Source organism: Pandoraea pneumonica (genome assembly GCF_049918595.1).
GTDB lineage: Bacteria > Pseudomonadota > Gammaproteobacteria > Burkholderiales > Burkholderiaceae > Pandoraea > Pandoraea pneumonica_A.
Map to the genome: position 1 here is coordinate 1126529 of NZ_JBNCRZ010000001.1, position 14681 is coordinate 1141209.

Here is a 14681-nt window from a genome sequence, read left to right on the forward strand (position 1 = left end):
TCCGGCATCCCCGGATTTCTCTGTCCGACGAATGAAGCCGCCCGCGAGTGCCACTCGCGGGCGGTTTTGTTTGGTGCATGTCAAAATGACCGCAGTTTTTTGACGATCCGCTGATTTTCAACGACCCACCTTATGAGCGCTACCTCCAACGCCGCCCCGATTGCCGCCATCGCCACCGCCCCCGGACGCGGCGGGATCGGCGTGGTGCGTGTGTCCTTCGGCAAGCATCGCGGCGATGCGGTGCAGCGCGTGATCGCGAGGCTCGTCGGGCAGCCGTTGAAGGCACGTCATGCATCGTATCTGCCGTTTCTCGATGCGGCGGGCGACGCGCTCGACCGTGGCATCGCGCTGTACTTCCCGGGGCCGAATTCCTACACCGGTGAAGACGTGCTGGAGTTACAAGGCCACGGTGGCCCGATCGTGCTGCAACTGCTGTTGCAACGTTGTATCGACGAAGGCGCCGCACTCGGCGTGCGTCTGGCCGAGCCGGGTGAATTCACGCACCGCGCCTTTTTGAACGACAAGCTCGATCTGGCGCAGGCCGAAGCCGTCGCCGATCTGATCGAAGCCAGCACCGAAGCCGCCGCCCGGTCGGCGAGCCGTTCGCTCGACGGCGCGTTCTCGCGCGAGATTCATTCGCTGGTGGATCTGGTGATTCATCTGCGCATGCTGGTCGAAGCGACGCTGGATTTCCCGGAAGAAGAAATCGATTTTCTCGAAGCCGCCGACGCGTTCGGGCAGCTTGAGCGCATTCGCACGCAGTTGGCGCAGGTGTTGTCGCAGGCGCGGCAGGGCGCGTTGCTGCGTGAAGGGATCAATGTGGTGCTCGCCGGGCAGCCGAACGTGGGCAAGTCGTCGTTGCTCAACGCCCTGGCCGGGGCCGAGCTGGCGATTGTGACGCCCATTGCCGGCACCACGCGCGACAAGGTGCAGCAGACGATTCAGATCGACGGTATTCCGCTGCACATCATCGATACGGCTGGGTTGCGCGAGACCGAAGACGAAGTCGAGCGCATCGGTATCGAGCGCAGTTGGAGCGAAATCGCGAAGGCCGATGCGGTGCTGCATCTGCTCGATTCGCGCACGGGGATGACGGCGGAAGACGAGGTCATTGCCAAGCAGTTGCCGAAGCACGTGCCGATCGTGCGCGTGTTCAACAAGACCGATCTGGCGAGTGAGCCTGCGACGGCGTTGCCGAAGGAGGGCACTGCGCCCCTCGGTGTGCGGCTGTCGGCGAAGGGCGGGCAGGGCATCGATCTGCTACGCGCCGAACTGCTGAAGATCGCAGGCTGGCAAGCGGGTAACGAAGGCGTGTTCCTAGCACGCGAGCGGCACCTGACAGCGCTGCGAGCCGCACGCGAACACATCGACATGGCCGACGCGCACGCGCGGCAAAATGCGGGCGCGCTCGACCTGTTCGCGGAAGAATTGCGACTCGCGCAAGAGCAACTGAGCACCATCACCGGTGAGTTCACGTCGGACGATTTGCTCGGGGTGATCTTTAGCCGGTTTTGTATTGGGAAGTGACGACCTTGGCGGTCGTCACGCTGGCATCGCTCACGGCATGACAAGCGGTTCCGACGCGTAGGCGCGATGCAGCAACGCCACAAAGTGCTCATCGACCGGGATCGGCACTTCGTCGATCTTATGAACCGCAATGCCCGGTGTCCACGAATTCATCACGACCGCGCCTCGCAACTCTCGCAAGTCGCGCGCGGTAATCGCCTGATCGCGTTGCGGCACGCCTAGCTGCGTCAACTGACGTCGCAAGATGCCCATCGTCGTGCCGCCGAGCATGGCTGCCACCGGCCAGATGACGGCCTCGCCGTCCCAAAACGCCAGATTCCAGATCGATGCCTCGCTTAGTCGCCCAGCACGGTCTTTGAACGCAGCGTCGTCGAAGCCGCGCGCGACGGCCTCTCGCAAGAACCACGTCTTGGCGACTTCGCCCACATGCTTCAATTCGGGCAAGACACGCTCGTGCTCGAACGTCGCAAGACTGAGCGACCTTGGCGCACCGGCAAGTCCCGTCCATGCGGGGCCTGTACGCACGAGTAACGACGGTGCAACGTCATCACCTGCCGCAGTGAACTCACCCGCAGGCGAATAGATCGTCGCCGTCAGCGACAAATCACCAGGGATCGCATGCAGCGCCTCCCGTAGCGATTCGCGCACGACATCGTCCGGCAGCGCTTGTCCGAACATCCGCAACGATGCATGCCGCAAGCGCGACAGATGCAGATCCAACCCGCGCACACCGCCGTCACGGACTTGCATGGCCGTGAAGTGCGCGTAGCCCGCGAAGGCCAGCGGCGACAGGTCGACGTCGGTGGCAGGTCGCGCACCGTCACCGGAATTTCCACGCGTTATTTGCGCGGCGAATTGCGGCCGCAAACTCGTCCCCGCCACCGCAAAACGCTCGACTTCGCTCGTTCGCACCATCTCGTTGCTGTGTGTTGCCATGTTGATCTCCCGATCGAATCCATTGATAAGCGCGCCGCCACATCGACGCCTGCACACAGGCTAAACTCTGACAGCGCTGTCAAGGTCAAGCCCTGCCTTGTGCAAAGCGCATTGGCAAGGCGCGCCACCCACCTCACGGAGACGAACAGGAATGCGAATCGGAGAACTGGCACTCAGCACCGGCGTAAGCGAGCGAATGCTGCGCTATTACGAGCAGGAGGGGCTGTTGCGCCCGGCGCGCACCGGCGCGGGATATCGCGACTACGACGATGACGATGCACAAGTCGCGCAACGTATTCGCCTGCTCAGCGCCGCCGGTCTGAAGATCGACACCATTCGCGTGCTGCTGCCGTGCATGCTCGGCGATCAGCCGGAATTCGAGCGCTGCGACGACATTGTCGACGCGCTCTCGCAAGAGGTCGAAAAACTCGATCGGAAGCTCAAAGATCTCACCCAAAGCCGACGCCTCGTGGCGCGTTATCTGGCCGATCTCAAGGCCACCGTCCCCCCTCGGTAGAGCCTTTGTTGATGCGGATCTTCGTAAAAAACGTAATGCTTTGAAACACTTCTAACAGGCACCGTAATTGCTACGCCGAAGCGACGGGCCTAGACTCCGAAGCATCAACTCCAGGGCGTTGTCTCGTCACATCCCATGCCAGTGCGACGCGTGCACGCGAGGCGGAATCCACCGCGCCGGGAGTCAGTTCTTTTGAGGTCTGTGCCGTGAAACGTCTACCTGTTGTCCTCGGTTTCGTCGCCGTGGCCGCCGCGCTCATGAGCGGCAGTGCCTTTGCCTGGCGTGGCGGTGTGCGCGTCTGGGTAGGCCCCGGCTTCTATCCCTACGCGTACCCGTATCCGTACTACTCGGCGCCGTATTACGCGCCGCCCGTCGTCGTCGTGCCCAGCCAACCGCAGCAGTACATCGAACAGCCGCAAGCCAGCGCACAACCCGGTCAACCCGGCGCAGAGAGCGACACCTGGTATTACTGCGACAAGGCCGGTGCCTACTACCCGTACGTAAAAACCTGTCCGGCAGGCTGGCGCGAAGTGCCGGCGCAGCCGGCTAACTGATCGGGAGGCGCCGCATGTCATTCGAATCGTTCTTCTCCAAGCGCCGTCTTGCCACCCCGCTGGCCATCGTGGCCGCCGCCGCAACCCTCGCTGGCTGCGCGGTCGTGCCGGGCGGCCCGAGCGTCATGGCGCTGCCAGGCACCAATAAATCGTTCGACCAGTTCCGGCAGGACGACTTCAACTGCCGTCAGTTCGCCTCAGGCCAAAACGGCGGCATGGATACCGCCAGCGCCGCCAACACCAGCGCAATCGGCAGTGCCGTCATCGGTACCGCCATCGGGGCGGCAGCAGGGGCGGCATTCGGCGGTGGCTCGGGTGCCGCCATCGGCGCTGGTGCCGGTCTGCTCACCGGCAGCGCCGTCGGTCTGGGCAACGCCCAGTCGTCTGCATATATGACGCAAAGCCGCTATGATCAGGCCTACGTTCAGTGCATGTACGCCTATGGCAATCGCGTACCTGTGCGAGGCGACATGGTATCTTCGCAGCCGATGCAACCGGCGCAGCGTTACGCACCTCCGCCTCCGCCGCCCCCGGGCTGGAGACCGCCCCCCGGCGCTTACTGACATTTCAGAACCCCAGACACCGCGATAGCACGCGCGCCCGCATAAACCGCGGGCCGCGGCTGCGCCGACGTCGCCCCGAGAGAACTTCATGGCCCTCCCCACGTTTGCCCATTCCACGCGCGTCGCTCATTTTTCCGCGCGCACGGCGCTGTGGCTGACGCTGCCCGTCGCCATCGCCGCCGCACTGCTGGCGACGCCGTCTGCACACGCGCAGAACACCGCAGCCCCCGCCAACGCGACAGGGGGTGCCGGTGCCGGTAATGCCGCCGCAAACGCCCCGGCCTTCAATCCGAGCGCCGACATTTCGCGTGCGGTCTCGCGCGACACCACCGATGCCGCCATCCAGAACAACTGGAACAGCATCATGCACCCGCCGGTGCAGGCCAAAACCGACGAAAAGCCCGCTGAAACGCCGCGCCGTGGTCGTCGCAACGGTATCAATACGGGCGTGTCGACCAACTGAGCGGCTGGAATTCGCGCCTCCTCCCGTCTACTATGAGATTCATCAGCAGGACACAACGACTGGTGTTCTCATGCGACTTTTCCTTGCGCTTTGGCCTGGGCCGGGCGTACGCGCGCAGCTTCACGAATGGGCGGTGGCCGCTCATGCGGAGTGCGGCGGGCGCGTGCTTCGCGCACAGACGCTTCACCTGACGCTCGCCTTTCTCGACGAGGTCGATCCCGCCCGGCTGCCAGTGCTCCTCGCGCTGATGCAGCGCACGCCACTCGCACCGTTCCCGCTCACCTTCGATCATCTGGGCTATTGGTCCGATCGCAAGATCGTCTGGGCCGGTGCCCCGTCGGTACCCGACACGCTGATCGCCACGCGTGACACGCTGCTCTCGCAATGGCGTGCCACGGGCGCACGCGTCATCACGCAATCGTTCCGGCCGCACGTGACGCTGCTGCGGCACGCTCGGCGCGCCCCGTCCGACCCGCATCCGCGCCCACTCCTCTGGCATTGCGACGGCTATGTGCTGGTGCATTCCGTGCGCACCCCGCGCGGGCCGCACTACCGCGTACTGGCCGAGCACCATGGCGATGGACACGATGGAATTTTCACCACGATGCCGGAGAAATCGGGCAAGTCGTCTGCGCAATACGGTATAGTCGGATGACGATTCGCCAACAGCAAAACACCGCTTGGCGCGTCGTTTTTCGTTATTCGCAGGAGACTCAAGTGAAAGTCGGATCGATCGTCAAATCCAATCACATCGCAGTGCCACAAGGCGCCATCGGCATCGTGACCCGTGTGCTGGGCGACATGGCGATGGTGCGCTGGTACGCCGGCCAACCCGGGGCATCACGTGAACTCAACACCGAACCGTTCTTCATTGCCGACCTGATCGAGACGGGCGACGTCATGCCCGTCGGTGCCAGTAGCCCTATCCTGCATTGAAACGTCGCGTGCGCGCGTAACAGCACGTCCAAACCACGAAAACAAAACGCCGGTCCATCGAAAGACGGACCGGCGTTTTGCATGGTTCGCGTGATACGTTAAGCGGCGTTAGCTAACGCCAGTGGCGAGAAAAATTCGCTGCGATCACACATGTCCAGTGCGCTGCTGCATCACGGCATCGAGCCGCGCTGCCATGCGCTCACGGCGTCGGCGCGAGGTGCGATAGAGCAACGCCCCCATGCCGAGCAGCACGACGCAGGCAATCACGAAAACGCCATAAGGCAGCAAGTCGCCTTGCAAACGCGGGCTGACTTGCGCGCGCGTTTGCGCCGTACAAATCATCGTTCCGGCGAGCATGCCCGTGTAGTGCATGCCGCACACGGCGATGGCCATGACAATCGCCGCAAGCGCACGTTGCAAACTCGTTTGCAGATGGAACGCCAGCCAGAGCGCCACACTCGCCGCCACCATCGCGATGAGGATCGACAGCGCGACAATCGTCGTATCCCACTGGAATACGGCCTGCGTGCGCACCGCGTTCATGCCGAGATAGTGCATGCCCGCAATGCCAAGCCCGCCCGCCACGCCCGCGATCACACAATGCATGGCATTGCGAAAGGGCGCCTGTGCGACGTACCAGAGCGCAGCGCCCGACACCACCACGGCGAGTATGAGGCTGCCGACTGTCTGCCATAACGCGTACGAGACCGGGAACGGCATGCGCTGCGCGGCCATACCGATGAAGTGCATGCCCCAGATGCCAATGCCGCCCAAGGCGAGTGCCGAGACGGCCAAATAGCCGACGCTGATGCCGCCGTCTTCATTGCGAATGCGCGAGGCAGCCACGAGCGCTACATAAGCGCCTAGCGCGGATATTAGAAACGAGAGCAGGACGAGAAACTCGCCGTACTGAAGGGGAATGACGCTGCCTGGTTGCATGGGGCTGTTCCTGTGGTTTTTTGCCGTTGCCCGGCACCGTCGGCGTATAGCGCACGGCGCGAGTCTTTGGTTTTTATGAGCCAGCACGACAACGCCCAGGGGCAGCGACGCGAAAACCTCCGCATCGGGCGTCATCGGCGATTCAAGCTTGTACGATCACTCGCGTCAAGTGCCAAAAACGTCTCGTGATCGCCAACGGACGGGGTTTTGCCGCATGTCAGGGCGGACGTACGACGGGCTCGGCGGGCAAACCCTTGCCTGGCGCGTGTTCTACGCGGTTGAGCACCCTGCTAACGAGGCAACGAAGCGTAAGGGCCGCGATTAGAGCGAGGTTTCCAAACTTGCGACGCACATCCCCCGCGAATCTGCGGCACCATCCAATATTCGGAATGATCAGGCTCGACAGGCGGCTCCAGATCGCCGTCGCCACCTCAGGGAGACGCATTGCATGTCCGACGCCGCCACCGCCAGCCCCGCCGCTGCACCGCAGGCCGCACCGCTCACCGGTGCACGACTCGCCATTCTCACGGTCGGTCTCGCGCTCGGCACCTTCATGGAAGTGCTCGACACGTCGATTGCGAACGTGGCGGTGCCCACCATCGCAGGCAGTGTGGGGGTGTCGAACAGTCAGGGCACGTGGGTCATCAGCTCGTATGCGGTCGCCGCCGCCATTGCCGTGCCACTCACCGGATGGCTGGCGCGTCGCGTGGGGGAAGTGCGGTTGTTCGTCACGTCGGTCACGCTGTTCACGATTGCGTCAATGCTGTGCGGCCTTGCGCCGAACATGGAAGCGCTGGTGTTCTTCCGGCTGCTGCAAGGGCTCGTCTCCGGGCCGATGGTGCCGCTCTCGCAAACGATCCTGCTGCGCAGTTTTCCCGAGAAGAAACGCGGCCTCGCGCTCGGCTTATGGGCGATGACGGTGATCGTCGCGCCCATCTTCGGCCCAGTGGTCGGCGGCTGGATTACCGACAACTACACCTGGCCGTGGATCTTCTACATCAACGTGCCAGTCGGCATTTTCTCGGCGCTCGCGTGCTACTTCCTGTTGCGCGGACATGAAACGAAGACGCAGATGATCCCCATCGATCTCGTCGGCCTAGCGCTGCTCGCTGTCGGTGTGGGTTCGCTGCAAATGATGCTCGACCTCGGCAAGGATCGTGACTGGTTCAACAACGGCCTGATTGTCACGCTCGCGATCACGGCCGCCGTCTGTCTGTCGTTTCTGATTCTCTGGGAGCTCACGTCCGACAAGCCTATCGTCGATCTCACGCTGTTCAAAGACCGCAATTTCGCGCTCGGCGTGGTGGTGATCTCGTTCGGCTTCATGACGTTCTTCGCCTCGGTCGTGATCTTCCCGCTCTGGCTGCAAACGGTGATGGATTACACGGCGGGTAAAGCGGGGCTAGCCACTGCGCCAGTCGGATTATTGGCGCTGGTGCTCTCACCGATCATCGGCCAGAACATGGACAAGCTGAACTTGCGCGCGGTCGCGTCGTTCGCGTTCTTCGTGTTCGCTGGGGTGTCGTTCTGGAATTCGCACTTCGCGTTGAATCTGTCATTCGCGAAGGTCATCGAGCCGCGTTTGGTACAAGGCATCGGCATCGCGTGCTTCTTCGTGCCGGTGACGACGATTACGCTCTCGAGCATTACCGACGATCGCCTGGCGGCTGCCTCGGGCCTGTCGAACTTCTTCCGCACGCTCTCGGGCGCGATCGGCACGGCGGTCAGTACGACGATGTGGGAAGACCGGGCGATCTATCACCACGCGCGGCTCGCCGAGAGCGTCACGCCGTATTCCGACGCCACCACCAGCTATCTCGACCAGTTGCGTCAGGGGTTGGGGCTCGTCAATGGGGCGGAAATGGGCGTGCTCAACGATCTCGTTACACGGCAGTCGTTCATGCTGGCGACCAATGACGTGTTCCATCTCTCCGGTTATGTCTTTCTCGCCATGGCGGCGCTCGTCTGGGTAACCAAGCCCAAGCGCGGCGCGAAGGCATCGATGGGGCATTGAACGCCCGCCCATTGGGCAATAGCGGCGCACTAATATCCCGATAGCCAGCGTGATCGTTCCATAAAAGCAACAATACTTTTCGCATTACGGACTACTGGCCGACACGCGCGAGGGATACGATGCGTTATTGCGTAAATAGGTACGCAAATTCGCCACAGGTACCGGCATGTTGTTCGATCTGATTGCCCGCTATGGACTCTGGCTCGTCTTCCTGAACATCTTCGGACAGGCGCTGGGGCTGCCGTTGCCGGCGTATCCCACACTTATTGTTACCGCTTCGACGGCGCTGTTCCCGGCCGCCGGTATCGTCGCGCTGGCGGCCGTCGCCGCGCTGCTCGGCGACATCATCTGGTTCCTGGCCGGGCGCCGCTATGGCCATCACATCTTGCGATTGATGTGCCGCCTGTCGATCTCGCCCGACACCTGCGTGAGCCGTACCGAGGGTTCGATGGGCCGCTATGGCGTGCGTGTGCTGTTGTTCGCGCGCTTCGTGCCGGGCCTCTCCGCGCTGTCGGTGCCGATGGCGGGGGCGCTGGGCGTGTCGTGGCGCAAGTTTCTGCTCTATGACGCCCTCGGCGCGATGCTTTGGTCCGGCGTGGCGGTGGCGCTCGGCGTGGGCTTCGCGTCGCACATCGTGTCGGTGCTCGACGCCTTCGATGCGCTCGGCCGCGGCGTACTCTGGCTAGTGGTCGTCATCTTCGCGCTCTATTTGCTGAACCGTTGGCTCAACCGCTACCGGTTGCTGCGCTCGCTGCGCATGGCGCGCATCGGCGTGCAAACGCTCGAACAATGGATGAAGGACGAGATCACGCCGGTGGTCATCGACGTGCGTTCGGCAGCGCGCCGCGCCGTCGATCCGTTCACCATCCCAGGCGCGCTCGCCATCGAGCCGGACGACATTGCCAACAAGCTCAGAGATATTCCGCGCGACCGGCGCATTGTGGTGTTTTGTGCGTGCCCGAATGAGGTCACTGCTGCGCGACTCGCGCAACAGCTGCGGCAACAGGGCTTTTCGGAAGTGCGCCCGCTGCTTGGCGGACTCGACGCCTGGCGCGACGCCGGCTACACGGTACAGAAAATCGACGGCTTCGAGATGCTCGTGCCGATGCACTGATTTTCCATTAGATTGCGCACAACTGAGTGACGCGCGTCTTTCTCACGAAGGGCGCGCGTTTTGTTTTTTTCAGGCTTCGCCAAGCGCGTCGCGCAGTTGCAGCAAGAGGTTGCGCAATGTCTTTTGCGCTGTGTCAGATTGGCCGGTTGCAGCTTGAATTTGCGCAGGCACCTGACGCGCTTCACGGCGCAAATTTGCACCACGTGGCGTGAGATCGATGAACACTTGACGCTCATCCTCCTGCCCCCGACGACGCGTCAAAAGCCCCATAGATTCCAGTCTTTTTAGCAATGGTGTGAGCGTGCCGGAGTCGAGCCCGAGACGTGCGCCGAGTTGATTGACGGCAATGTCGTCCTGCTCCCAGAGCACGACCATCGCGAGATATTGCGAGTACGTCAGCCCGAGTCTGTCGAGCATCGGCTTGTGGGCTTTTGTCATGGCCAGCGACGCCGAGTACAACGCGAAACCCAACTGCTCTTCCAGACACACGGGTGATTTTTGTGTGACCTTTTTACTGACTGGCATTCAGGTATTACTTTTCAGTTCCATTTCAATTGCGTGCCATTCTATTTCACTGCATGGAATGTAGCCAGTTGGTTTATCAGTATCGTGACGGATACATGACAGTCACATGAGGCGTCGCACAGCGAGGCAGCAGGGACCAAGATGACTCCCCCGAGCCAAAAATCTGCTCGGGAAAAAGGGCTCATGCGGTAGATCGCTCGGGGTATTCGGAATCGGTCGAAAAATCACTCGCTCATCGAGTCGAAAAGCACGCCAAGGCCTCGAAATTTACCTTTATCTGAATAGTGCTCAGAAGTCTGCGCGAGCGGCGCGCGTGCAGAAAATAGTGGACCGGATGAACGCAGCTTCAAGGCAATCACGTGGCCGCGCGGGTCAGCCAGCGGTGCAGCAAAAGTAGCCGTTCGAAAACACCTTATCTGAGGATTACTCAGGTTTCTGGCGAATCGGGAAGACTGCGGGCCCAAAAAACGCCTGAAAACGCATCCGCGTGCGAAATCACGCCGACCGCGAAATTCGATCATTGGCCGCTCCGATTCGCATATCCCAATCAGACAAAATCCGCCCCCCCCACCAAAACGTTCGTCGCTGCGAGGCATCGAGAGAAAAATACGCTTCCATCGCTCAAAAACTCGGTTATCTGAGTAACCCTCAGTTTTTAGCCGGTCCTGCGCTTTCAAATTAAGTCGTCGATCGATACCATGGGACCCAATTTCGATCACGACAGTCTCCTATCCGTGTCAGCAGTGTCCGCCTGGGCCAAATTGCCCGTCGTCGTGTGGGTGCGCCGTCAGTTCGCGCCCAACACCCTGCAAATCACGCTGCTGCTTGCCGGCATCGTCGGTCTGCTGGGCGCCTTGGCCACCGTCGCGTTTCGCGAAGCGCTCTCCGGGTTGCAATTTCTGCTCGCCGGTCACCACAGCGGCATGGTCGAGCTCGCGCAGAACCTCAATTGGTGGCAGCGCCTGCTGTTACCGACTGCGGGTGGCCTGTTCGCCGGTCTGATCCTCCAGTACGCCACGCTCTGGGTGCCAAAGAAGGGCTCCGACGACTACATGGAGGCCATTGCCATCGGCACCGGCGTGCTAAGCCTTCGGCAGACGTTGGTGAAAAGTACGTCGTCGCTGTTTTCCGTCGCGTCGGGTGCGTCGATCGGGCGGGAAGGGCCGATGGTGCAGCTCGCCGCGATGTTCGCCTCGCTCGTGGGCCGCGTGCTGGCGTTCCCGCCGGAGCGGCTGCGGTTGCTCGTCGCCTGCGGCGCGACCGCCGGTATTACGTCCGCCTATAACGCGCCGATCGCCGGTGCGCTCTTCATCTCCGAGATCGTCTACGGCTCGATTTCCACGGCCACCCTTGGGCCGCTGGTCGTCGCCTCGGTCATCGCCAACATCGTCATCCGCCAGTTTCTCGGCTACGAAGCGGTGTATCAGATGCCGCGCTTCGACTTCGTGTCGGGCTGGGAAGTGTTCTTCTACGTCGGCCTGGGCATTCTCGCTGGCGTGCTCGCACCGCTTTTCCTGCGCTTGCTCGACACCGCGAAACAACGGTTCGGCGCGTTGCCGCTGCCGCTCTTCGTACGGTTGGGACTCGGCGGGTTAATCGTCGGCGTGCTCTCGCTGCAAGTGCCGCAGGTCTGGGGCAACGGCTACAGCGTGGTGAACTCGATTCTCCACACGCACTGGGCGTGGCAGGCGTTGGCAATGGTGCTGGTGTTCAAGGTGCTGGCCACGGCGTCGTCGGCAGGATCGGGTGCGGTGGGCGGCGTGTTCACACCGACACTGTTCGTTGGCGCAGCGCTCGGCAGCCTCTATGGTCTGGCCATGAACGCACTCGCGCCGGCCACGGCTTCGGTCGCCAGCAGCTACGCGGTGGTCGGCATGGGGGCGTTTCTCGCGGCCACCACCTACGCGCCGCTTATGTCGATTCTGATGATCTTCGAGATGACGCTGAGTTATCAGGTGGTGCTGCCGCTCATGCTGGCCTGCGTCACCGCGTACCTCACGGCGCAGACGCTGCGTGAAGACTCGGTCTATGCCAAGTCGCTGCGCCGTAATCAGGTGGCGGGGCGCTGGCTGTCGATGACCAGTGAAGCCAGCCAGATGCGGCTGTCGTCGCTGGTCGTGGATGTCGAGGCCAGCGACGCCGTGATAAGCGCCGCCACGTCGTCGGAGGCCATTGGCGAGCGATTCGTCGACACGGGTTATCGCAATCTGGTGGTGCGCGCGGACGACGGCCGACTGGTCGGCACGCTCGACGCCGCGAGCTGGTGGCGACGGCAAGCGACCGGTAAGCCGGAACAATGGACCGAAATCGTCAGCCCCTGTAAGCCGCTGGACGGCGATATGGCGCTGGTGAGTGCGCTGCGCTCGGTCGCGAAGCTGCATGCCGATTGGATTCCTGTCGCGGCAGCCGATGGCCGTTGGCTCGGTGTGGTGTCGCTGCCCGGCCTGATCGAGATCGTAACCGAAGAGCGAGGCGGCGAATGAAGCGCCGCCCGGGGTTGAGCCCTATCGTGCCTGCGGAGCCCGCCACGACCGAGGCGGGGGCGCCTTATTCCGCCAGATTCGACGACGTTTATCACCCCATCGACAACGCCCTCGGGCAGGCACGCCACGTGTTTCTCGATGGCAACGGCTTACCCGAGCGCTGGCGAGATCGCGATCAGTTCGTGATCGTCGAGACGGGGTTCGGCCTTGGGCTGAATTTTCTGGCGACTTGGGCTGCCTGGCGCGACGATCCGCAGCGTCCGAAACGCCTGCATTTCGTCTCGATCGAGCCATTCCCGTTTCGCCCGCGCGATCTGCGCCGGATGCTCGAGCCGCTGTTGCTGCAACCGGGGATGACCGAACTCGCGCCGCTGGCGCAGCGACTGTGCGACATGTGGCCGTTGCCAGTGGCGGGCTGGCATCGACTGGAACCGGCCCCCGGCGTCGTGTTGAGCGTCGGTTTCGGCGATTTCTTCACACTGGTGCCCGACTTGCGGGTCGGCGCGGATGCGTTTTTCCTCGACAGTTTTGCGCCCGCCAAGAACCCCGAGATGTGGACGGCGGAAGTTTTCAAAGCGCTCGGCAAACTGGCGCGCGACGGCGCAACGCTCTCGGCTGACACCGGCACCGCACAGATTCAGCGCGACCTCATCGCCGCGGGCTTTCAGGTAGCGCCGCGCCCGGGCTTCGGACACAAGCACGAGACGTTGGCAGGAGTCTACGCGCCGCCATATCGCATGCGCCGCTACGATCCACCCGTCGCCGCGCAATGGCGCACGCCTGGGAAGGGTCGCGTTGCCAGCACGGCTGGCGCCCCGCTTGCCGACGAGGTTTCCGAGTCCCCCACGGCAATCGTCATCGGTGCAGGCATGGCAGGCGCAGCGATGGCGCTGCGGCTGGTCGCGCGCGGCTGGCGCGTGAAACTCTTCGAGCGGGCGGAAGCCCCCGGCTCGGCGGCGTCGGGTAACCCGGCTGGCGTATTCCATCCGCAACTCTCCGCCGACGACAACGTGCTCGCGCGCCTTACGCGCGCCGGTTTCCTCTATGCACTCTCGCAATGGCGCACGCTCCCGGGCGGTCTGCCCGGACGCGCCGACGGCCTGTTGCAAGTCGCCACGAACGACGACGAAGCACGGAGCCTGGCGCAACTCGTGACCGCTCAGGGCTACCCCGAGGAATACGTGAAGTGGGTGGATGCCGCACAGGCATCCGCACTCGCCGGCGAGACGCTGGCCTTCGGCGGCCTCTGGTTCCCCGAGGGCGGTTGGCTGGCCCCAGCCATGCTTTGCCGCGCGGAGCTCGTCGCGGCAGGGCCATCGCTCGATGCGCGCTACGGTGTGTGCGTCGAGCGGCTGGAACAACGCGATGGCCGCTGGGTCGCCTTGGACGAGTCCGGCCGGATGCTGGCCGATGCGTCGGTGGCGATCGTCACCGCCGCCGACGAGTCGCAACGCCTGCTCGGCCCCTATCTCCCCCCCGAGTTCATCCCCGTCCAGCGTGTGCGCGGTCAGTTGACCTTCCTGCCACCGGATTCACTGCCGGAGCTGCGCATCCCGGTCTGCGGTGAAGGGTATGTCGCACCGTCGCCACTGGGCGGCGCGGGCCCCATTACGGGCGCCACCTACGGATTCGACGATCCGGCCACCGATGTTCGGGTCGGCGACCATCAGGCCAACCTGCGCCGTCTCGCAGCGCTGCTGCCTGCCCATGCACGCTTGTTCGGGGACGAGGAAGGTGGGCTTGGGAGCGCGAGCGCCGCGGCCGAGCTGGGCGGGCGTACGGCTTTCCGGGCGCTGGTCACCGACCGGATGCCGATGGCCGGTCAGTTGCCGGACATGGCCGCAATCGCCAGCAGCGCGCCGGAGCGCCGCCGGCTGGCCGGGGGCCACCTCCGGGACCTACCGCGCCTACCAGGCCTGTACGCGAGCTTTGCGTTCGGTTCTCGCGGACTTGTGTTCGCCGCGCTCTGCGCCGAATTGGTCGCCAGCCAGATCGAAGGCGAGCCGTGGCCGATCGGCAGCGACCTGGCCGACGCCATCGACCCCGCACGCTTCCTGTTGCAGGCGCTTCGTCGCGCCTGAACGGCTTTCCTTCTCAGATACCTCCGAAA

General features: G+C 63.3%; 15 protein-coding genes. 11 read left to right on the forward strand and 4 right to left on the reverse strand.

Translation table 11 applies throughout. From position 1 onward, the window contains the following. Nucleotides 1-132: 132 nt before the first annotated feature. On the forward strand, nucleotides 133-1527 hold the full coding sequence (mnmE, locus tag ACPWR9_RS05190; protein WP_426296175.1) for a tRNA uridine-5-carboxymethylaminomethyl(34) synthesis GTPase MnmE: 1395 nt from the start codon (nucleotides 133-135) through the stop codon (nucleotides 1525-1527). A 30-nt stretch (nucleotides 1528-1557) separates the two neighbouring features. Here mnmE and ACPWR9_RS05195 read toward each other — a convergent pair whose 3' ends face one another. Continuing rightward, a complete protein-coding gene (locus ACPWR9_RS05195) occupies nucleotides 1558-2463 on the reverse strand; it encodes an aminotransferase class IV family protein (protein WP_426296174.1) in 906 nt (301 codons plus the stop codon). A gap of 151 nt (nucleotides 2464-2614) precedes the next feature. On the opposite strand from ACPWR9_RS05195, the gene ACPWR9_RS05200 reads away from it, so the two are divergent. The 6 genes from ACPWR9_RS05200 (at nucleotide 2615) to ACPWR9_RS05225 (ending at nucleotide 5496) form a co-directional block, all read left to right on the forward strand. Beyond that, complete coding sequence (locus tag ACPWR9_RS05200; protein ID WP_426296173.1) at nucleotides 2615-2980, forward strand: MerR family transcriptional regulator; 366 nt, start codon at nucleotides 2615-2617, stop codon at nucleotides 2978-2980. A 206-nt stretch (nucleotides 2981-3186) separates the two neighbouring features. After that, a complete protein-coding gene (locus ACPWR9_RS05205) occupies nucleotides 3187-3534 on the forward strand; it encodes a hypothetical protein (RefSeq protein WP_426296172.1) in 348 nt (115 codons plus the stop codon). 14 nt (nucleotides 3535-3548) lie between these two features. Further along, entirely contained in the window at nucleotides 3549-4097 is a 549-nt protein-coding gene (locus ACPWR9_RS05210; RefSeq protein ID WP_426296171.1) for a hypothetical protein, read from the forward strand. 88 nt (nucleotides 4098-4185) lie between these two features. Then, entirely contained in the window at nucleotides 4186-4560 is a 375-nt protein-coding gene (locus ACPWR9_RS05215) for a hypothetical protein (protein ID WP_426296170.1), read from the forward strand. Nucleotides 4561-4630: 70 nt separating this feature from the next. Then, nucleotides 4631-5215 (forward strand): RNA 2',3'-cyclic phosphodiesterase, encoded by a 585-nt coding sequence (thpR, locus tag ACPWR9_RS05220; RefSeq protein ID WP_426296169.1) that lies wholly within the window; start codon nucleotides 4631-4633, stop codon nucleotides 5213-5215. 62 nt (nucleotides 5216-5277) lie between these two features. Then, complete coding sequence (locus ACPWR9_RS05225) at nucleotides 5278-5496, forward strand: hypothetical protein (protein WP_150679453.1); 219 nt, start codon at nucleotides 5278-5280, stop codon at nucleotides 5494-5496. Between the two features lie 144 nt (nucleotides 5497-5640). Here the strand turns inward: ACPWR9_RS05225 and ACPWR9_RS05230 are convergent, their stop codons facing one another. Beyond that, nucleotides 5641-6435, reverse strand: coding sequence for an MHYT domain-containing protein (locus ACPWR9_RS05230; RefSeq protein ID WP_426296168.1), 795 nt, complete (start codon nucleotides 6433-6435; stop codon nucleotides 5641-5643). Nucleotides 6436-6883: 448 nt separating this feature from the next. On the opposite strand from ACPWR9_RS05230, the gene ACPWR9_RS05235 reads away from it, so the two are divergent. Together ACPWR9_RS05235 and ACPWR9_RS05240 are read left to right on the forward strand one after the other, a co-directional pair. Next, nucleotides 6884-8449 carry a DHA2 family efflux MFS transporter permease subunit gene (locus tag ACPWR9_RS05235; protein WP_426296167.1) on the forward strand — a complete coding sequence of 522 codons (1566 nt, stop codon included), beginning with the start codon at nucleotides 6884-6886 and terminating at the stop codon, nucleotides 8447-8449. Between the two features lie 166 nt (nucleotides 8450-8615). Continuing rightward, on the forward strand, nucleotides 8616-9563 hold the full coding sequence (locus tag ACPWR9_RS05240) for a DedA family protein/thiosulfate sulfurtransferase GlpE (protein WP_426296166.1): 948 nt from the start codon (nucleotides 8616-8618) through the stop codon (nucleotides 9561-9563). Between the two features lie 69 nt (nucleotides 9564-9632). Here the strand turns inward: ACPWR9_RS05240 and ACPWR9_RS05245 are convergent, their stop codons facing one another. Both ACPWR9_RS05245 and ACPWR9_RS05250 read right to left on the reverse strand, forming a co-directional pair. Further along, nucleotides 9633-10088, reverse strand: a complete 456-nt coding sequence (locus ACPWR9_RS05245) for a MarR family winged helix-turn-helix transcriptional regulator (RefSeq protein WP_426296165.1) — start codon at nucleotides 10086-10088, stop codon at nucleotides 9633-9635. Nucleotides 10089-10312: 224 nt separating this feature from the next. Then, on the reverse strand, nucleotides 10313-10807 hold the full coding sequence (locus ACPWR9_RS05250; RefSeq protein ID WP_426296646.1) for a hypothetical protein: 495 nt from the start codon (nucleotides 10805-10807) through the stop codon (nucleotides 10313-10315). Between ACPWR9_RS05250 and ACPWR9_RS05255 the strand changes: the two genes are divergently transcribed. Together ACPWR9_RS05255 and mnmC are read left to right on the forward strand one after the other, a co-directional pair. Next, a complete protein-coding gene (locus ACPWR9_RS05255) occupies nucleotides 10787-12571 on the forward strand; it encodes a ClcB-like voltage-gated chloride channel protein (RefSeq protein WP_426296164.1) in 1785 nt (594 codons plus the stop codon). The genes ACPWR9_RS05250 and ACPWR9_RS05255 overlap by 21 nt on opposite strands. Continuing rightward, nucleotides 12568-14652: a bifunctional tRNA (5-methylaminomethyl-2-thiouridine)(34)-methyltransferase MnmD/FAD-dependent 5-carboxymethylaminomethyl-2-thiouridine(34) oxidoreductase MnmC gene (gene mnmC, locus ACPWR9_RS05260; RefSeq protein ID WP_426296163.1), complete on the forward strand. Its 2085-nt coding sequence runs from the start codon at nucleotides 12568-12570 to the stop codon at nucleotides 14650-14652. Before ACPWR9_RS05255 ends, mnmC begins: the two co-directional genes overlap by 4 nt. Nucleotides 14653-14681 lie beyond the last annotated feature (29 nt).

What these genes read in the sequence shown, in the direction of transcription:
- mnmC (WP_426296163.1), top strand. Translation starts at nt 12,568, where the DNA reads ATGAAGCGCCGCCCGGGGTTGAGCCCTATCGTGCCTGCGGAGCCCGCC.
- ACPWR9_RS05245 (WP_426296165.1), bottom strand. Translation starts at nt 10,088, where the DNA reads ATGCCAGTCAGTAAAAAGGTCACACAAAAATCACCCGTGTGTCTGGAA.
- thpR (WP_426296169.1), top strand. Translation starts at nt 4,631, where the DNA reads ATGCGACTTTTCCTTGCGCTTTGGCCTGGGCCGGGCGTACGCGCGCAG.
- ACPWR9_RS05235 (WP_426296167.1), top strand. Translation starts at nt 6,884, where the DNA reads ATGTCCGACGCCGCCACCGCCAGCCCCGCCGCTGCACCGCAGGCCGCA.
- ACPWR9_RS05240 (WP_426296166.1), top strand. Translation starts at nt 8,616, where the DNA reads ATGTTGTTCGATCTGATTGCCCGCTATGGACTCTGGCTCGTCTTCCTG.
- ACPWR9_RS05230 (WP_426296168.1), bottom strand. Translation starts at nt 6,435, where the DNA reads ATGCAACCAGGCAGCGTCATTCCCCTTCAGTACGGCGAGTTTCTCGTC.
- mnmE (WP_426296175.1), top strand. Translation starts at nt 133, where the DNA reads ATGAGCGCTACCTCCAACGCCGCCCCGATTGCCGCCATCGCCACCGCC.
- ACPWR9_RS05255 (WP_426296164.1), top strand. Translation starts at nt 10,787, where the DNA reads ATGGGACCCAATTTCGATCACGACAGTCTCCTATCCGTGTCAGCAGTG.
- ACPWR9_RS05195 (WP_426296174.1), bottom strand. Translation starts at nt 2,463, where the DNA reads ATGGCAACACACAGCAACGAGATGGTGCGAACGAGCGAAGTCGAGCGT.
- ACPWR9_RS05215 (WP_426296170.1), top strand. Translation starts at nt 4,186, where the DNA reads ATGGCCCTCCCCACGTTTGCCCATTCCACGCGCGTCGCTCATTTTTCC.
- ACPWR9_RS05210 (WP_426296171.1), top strand. Translation starts at nt 3,549, where the DNA reads ATGTCATTCGAATCGTTCTTCTCCAAGCGCCGTCTTGCCACCCCGCTG.
- ACPWR9_RS05200 (WP_426296173.1), top strand. Translation starts at nt 2,615, where the DNA reads ATGCGAATCGGAGAACTGGCACTCAGCACCGGCGTAAGCGAGCGAATG.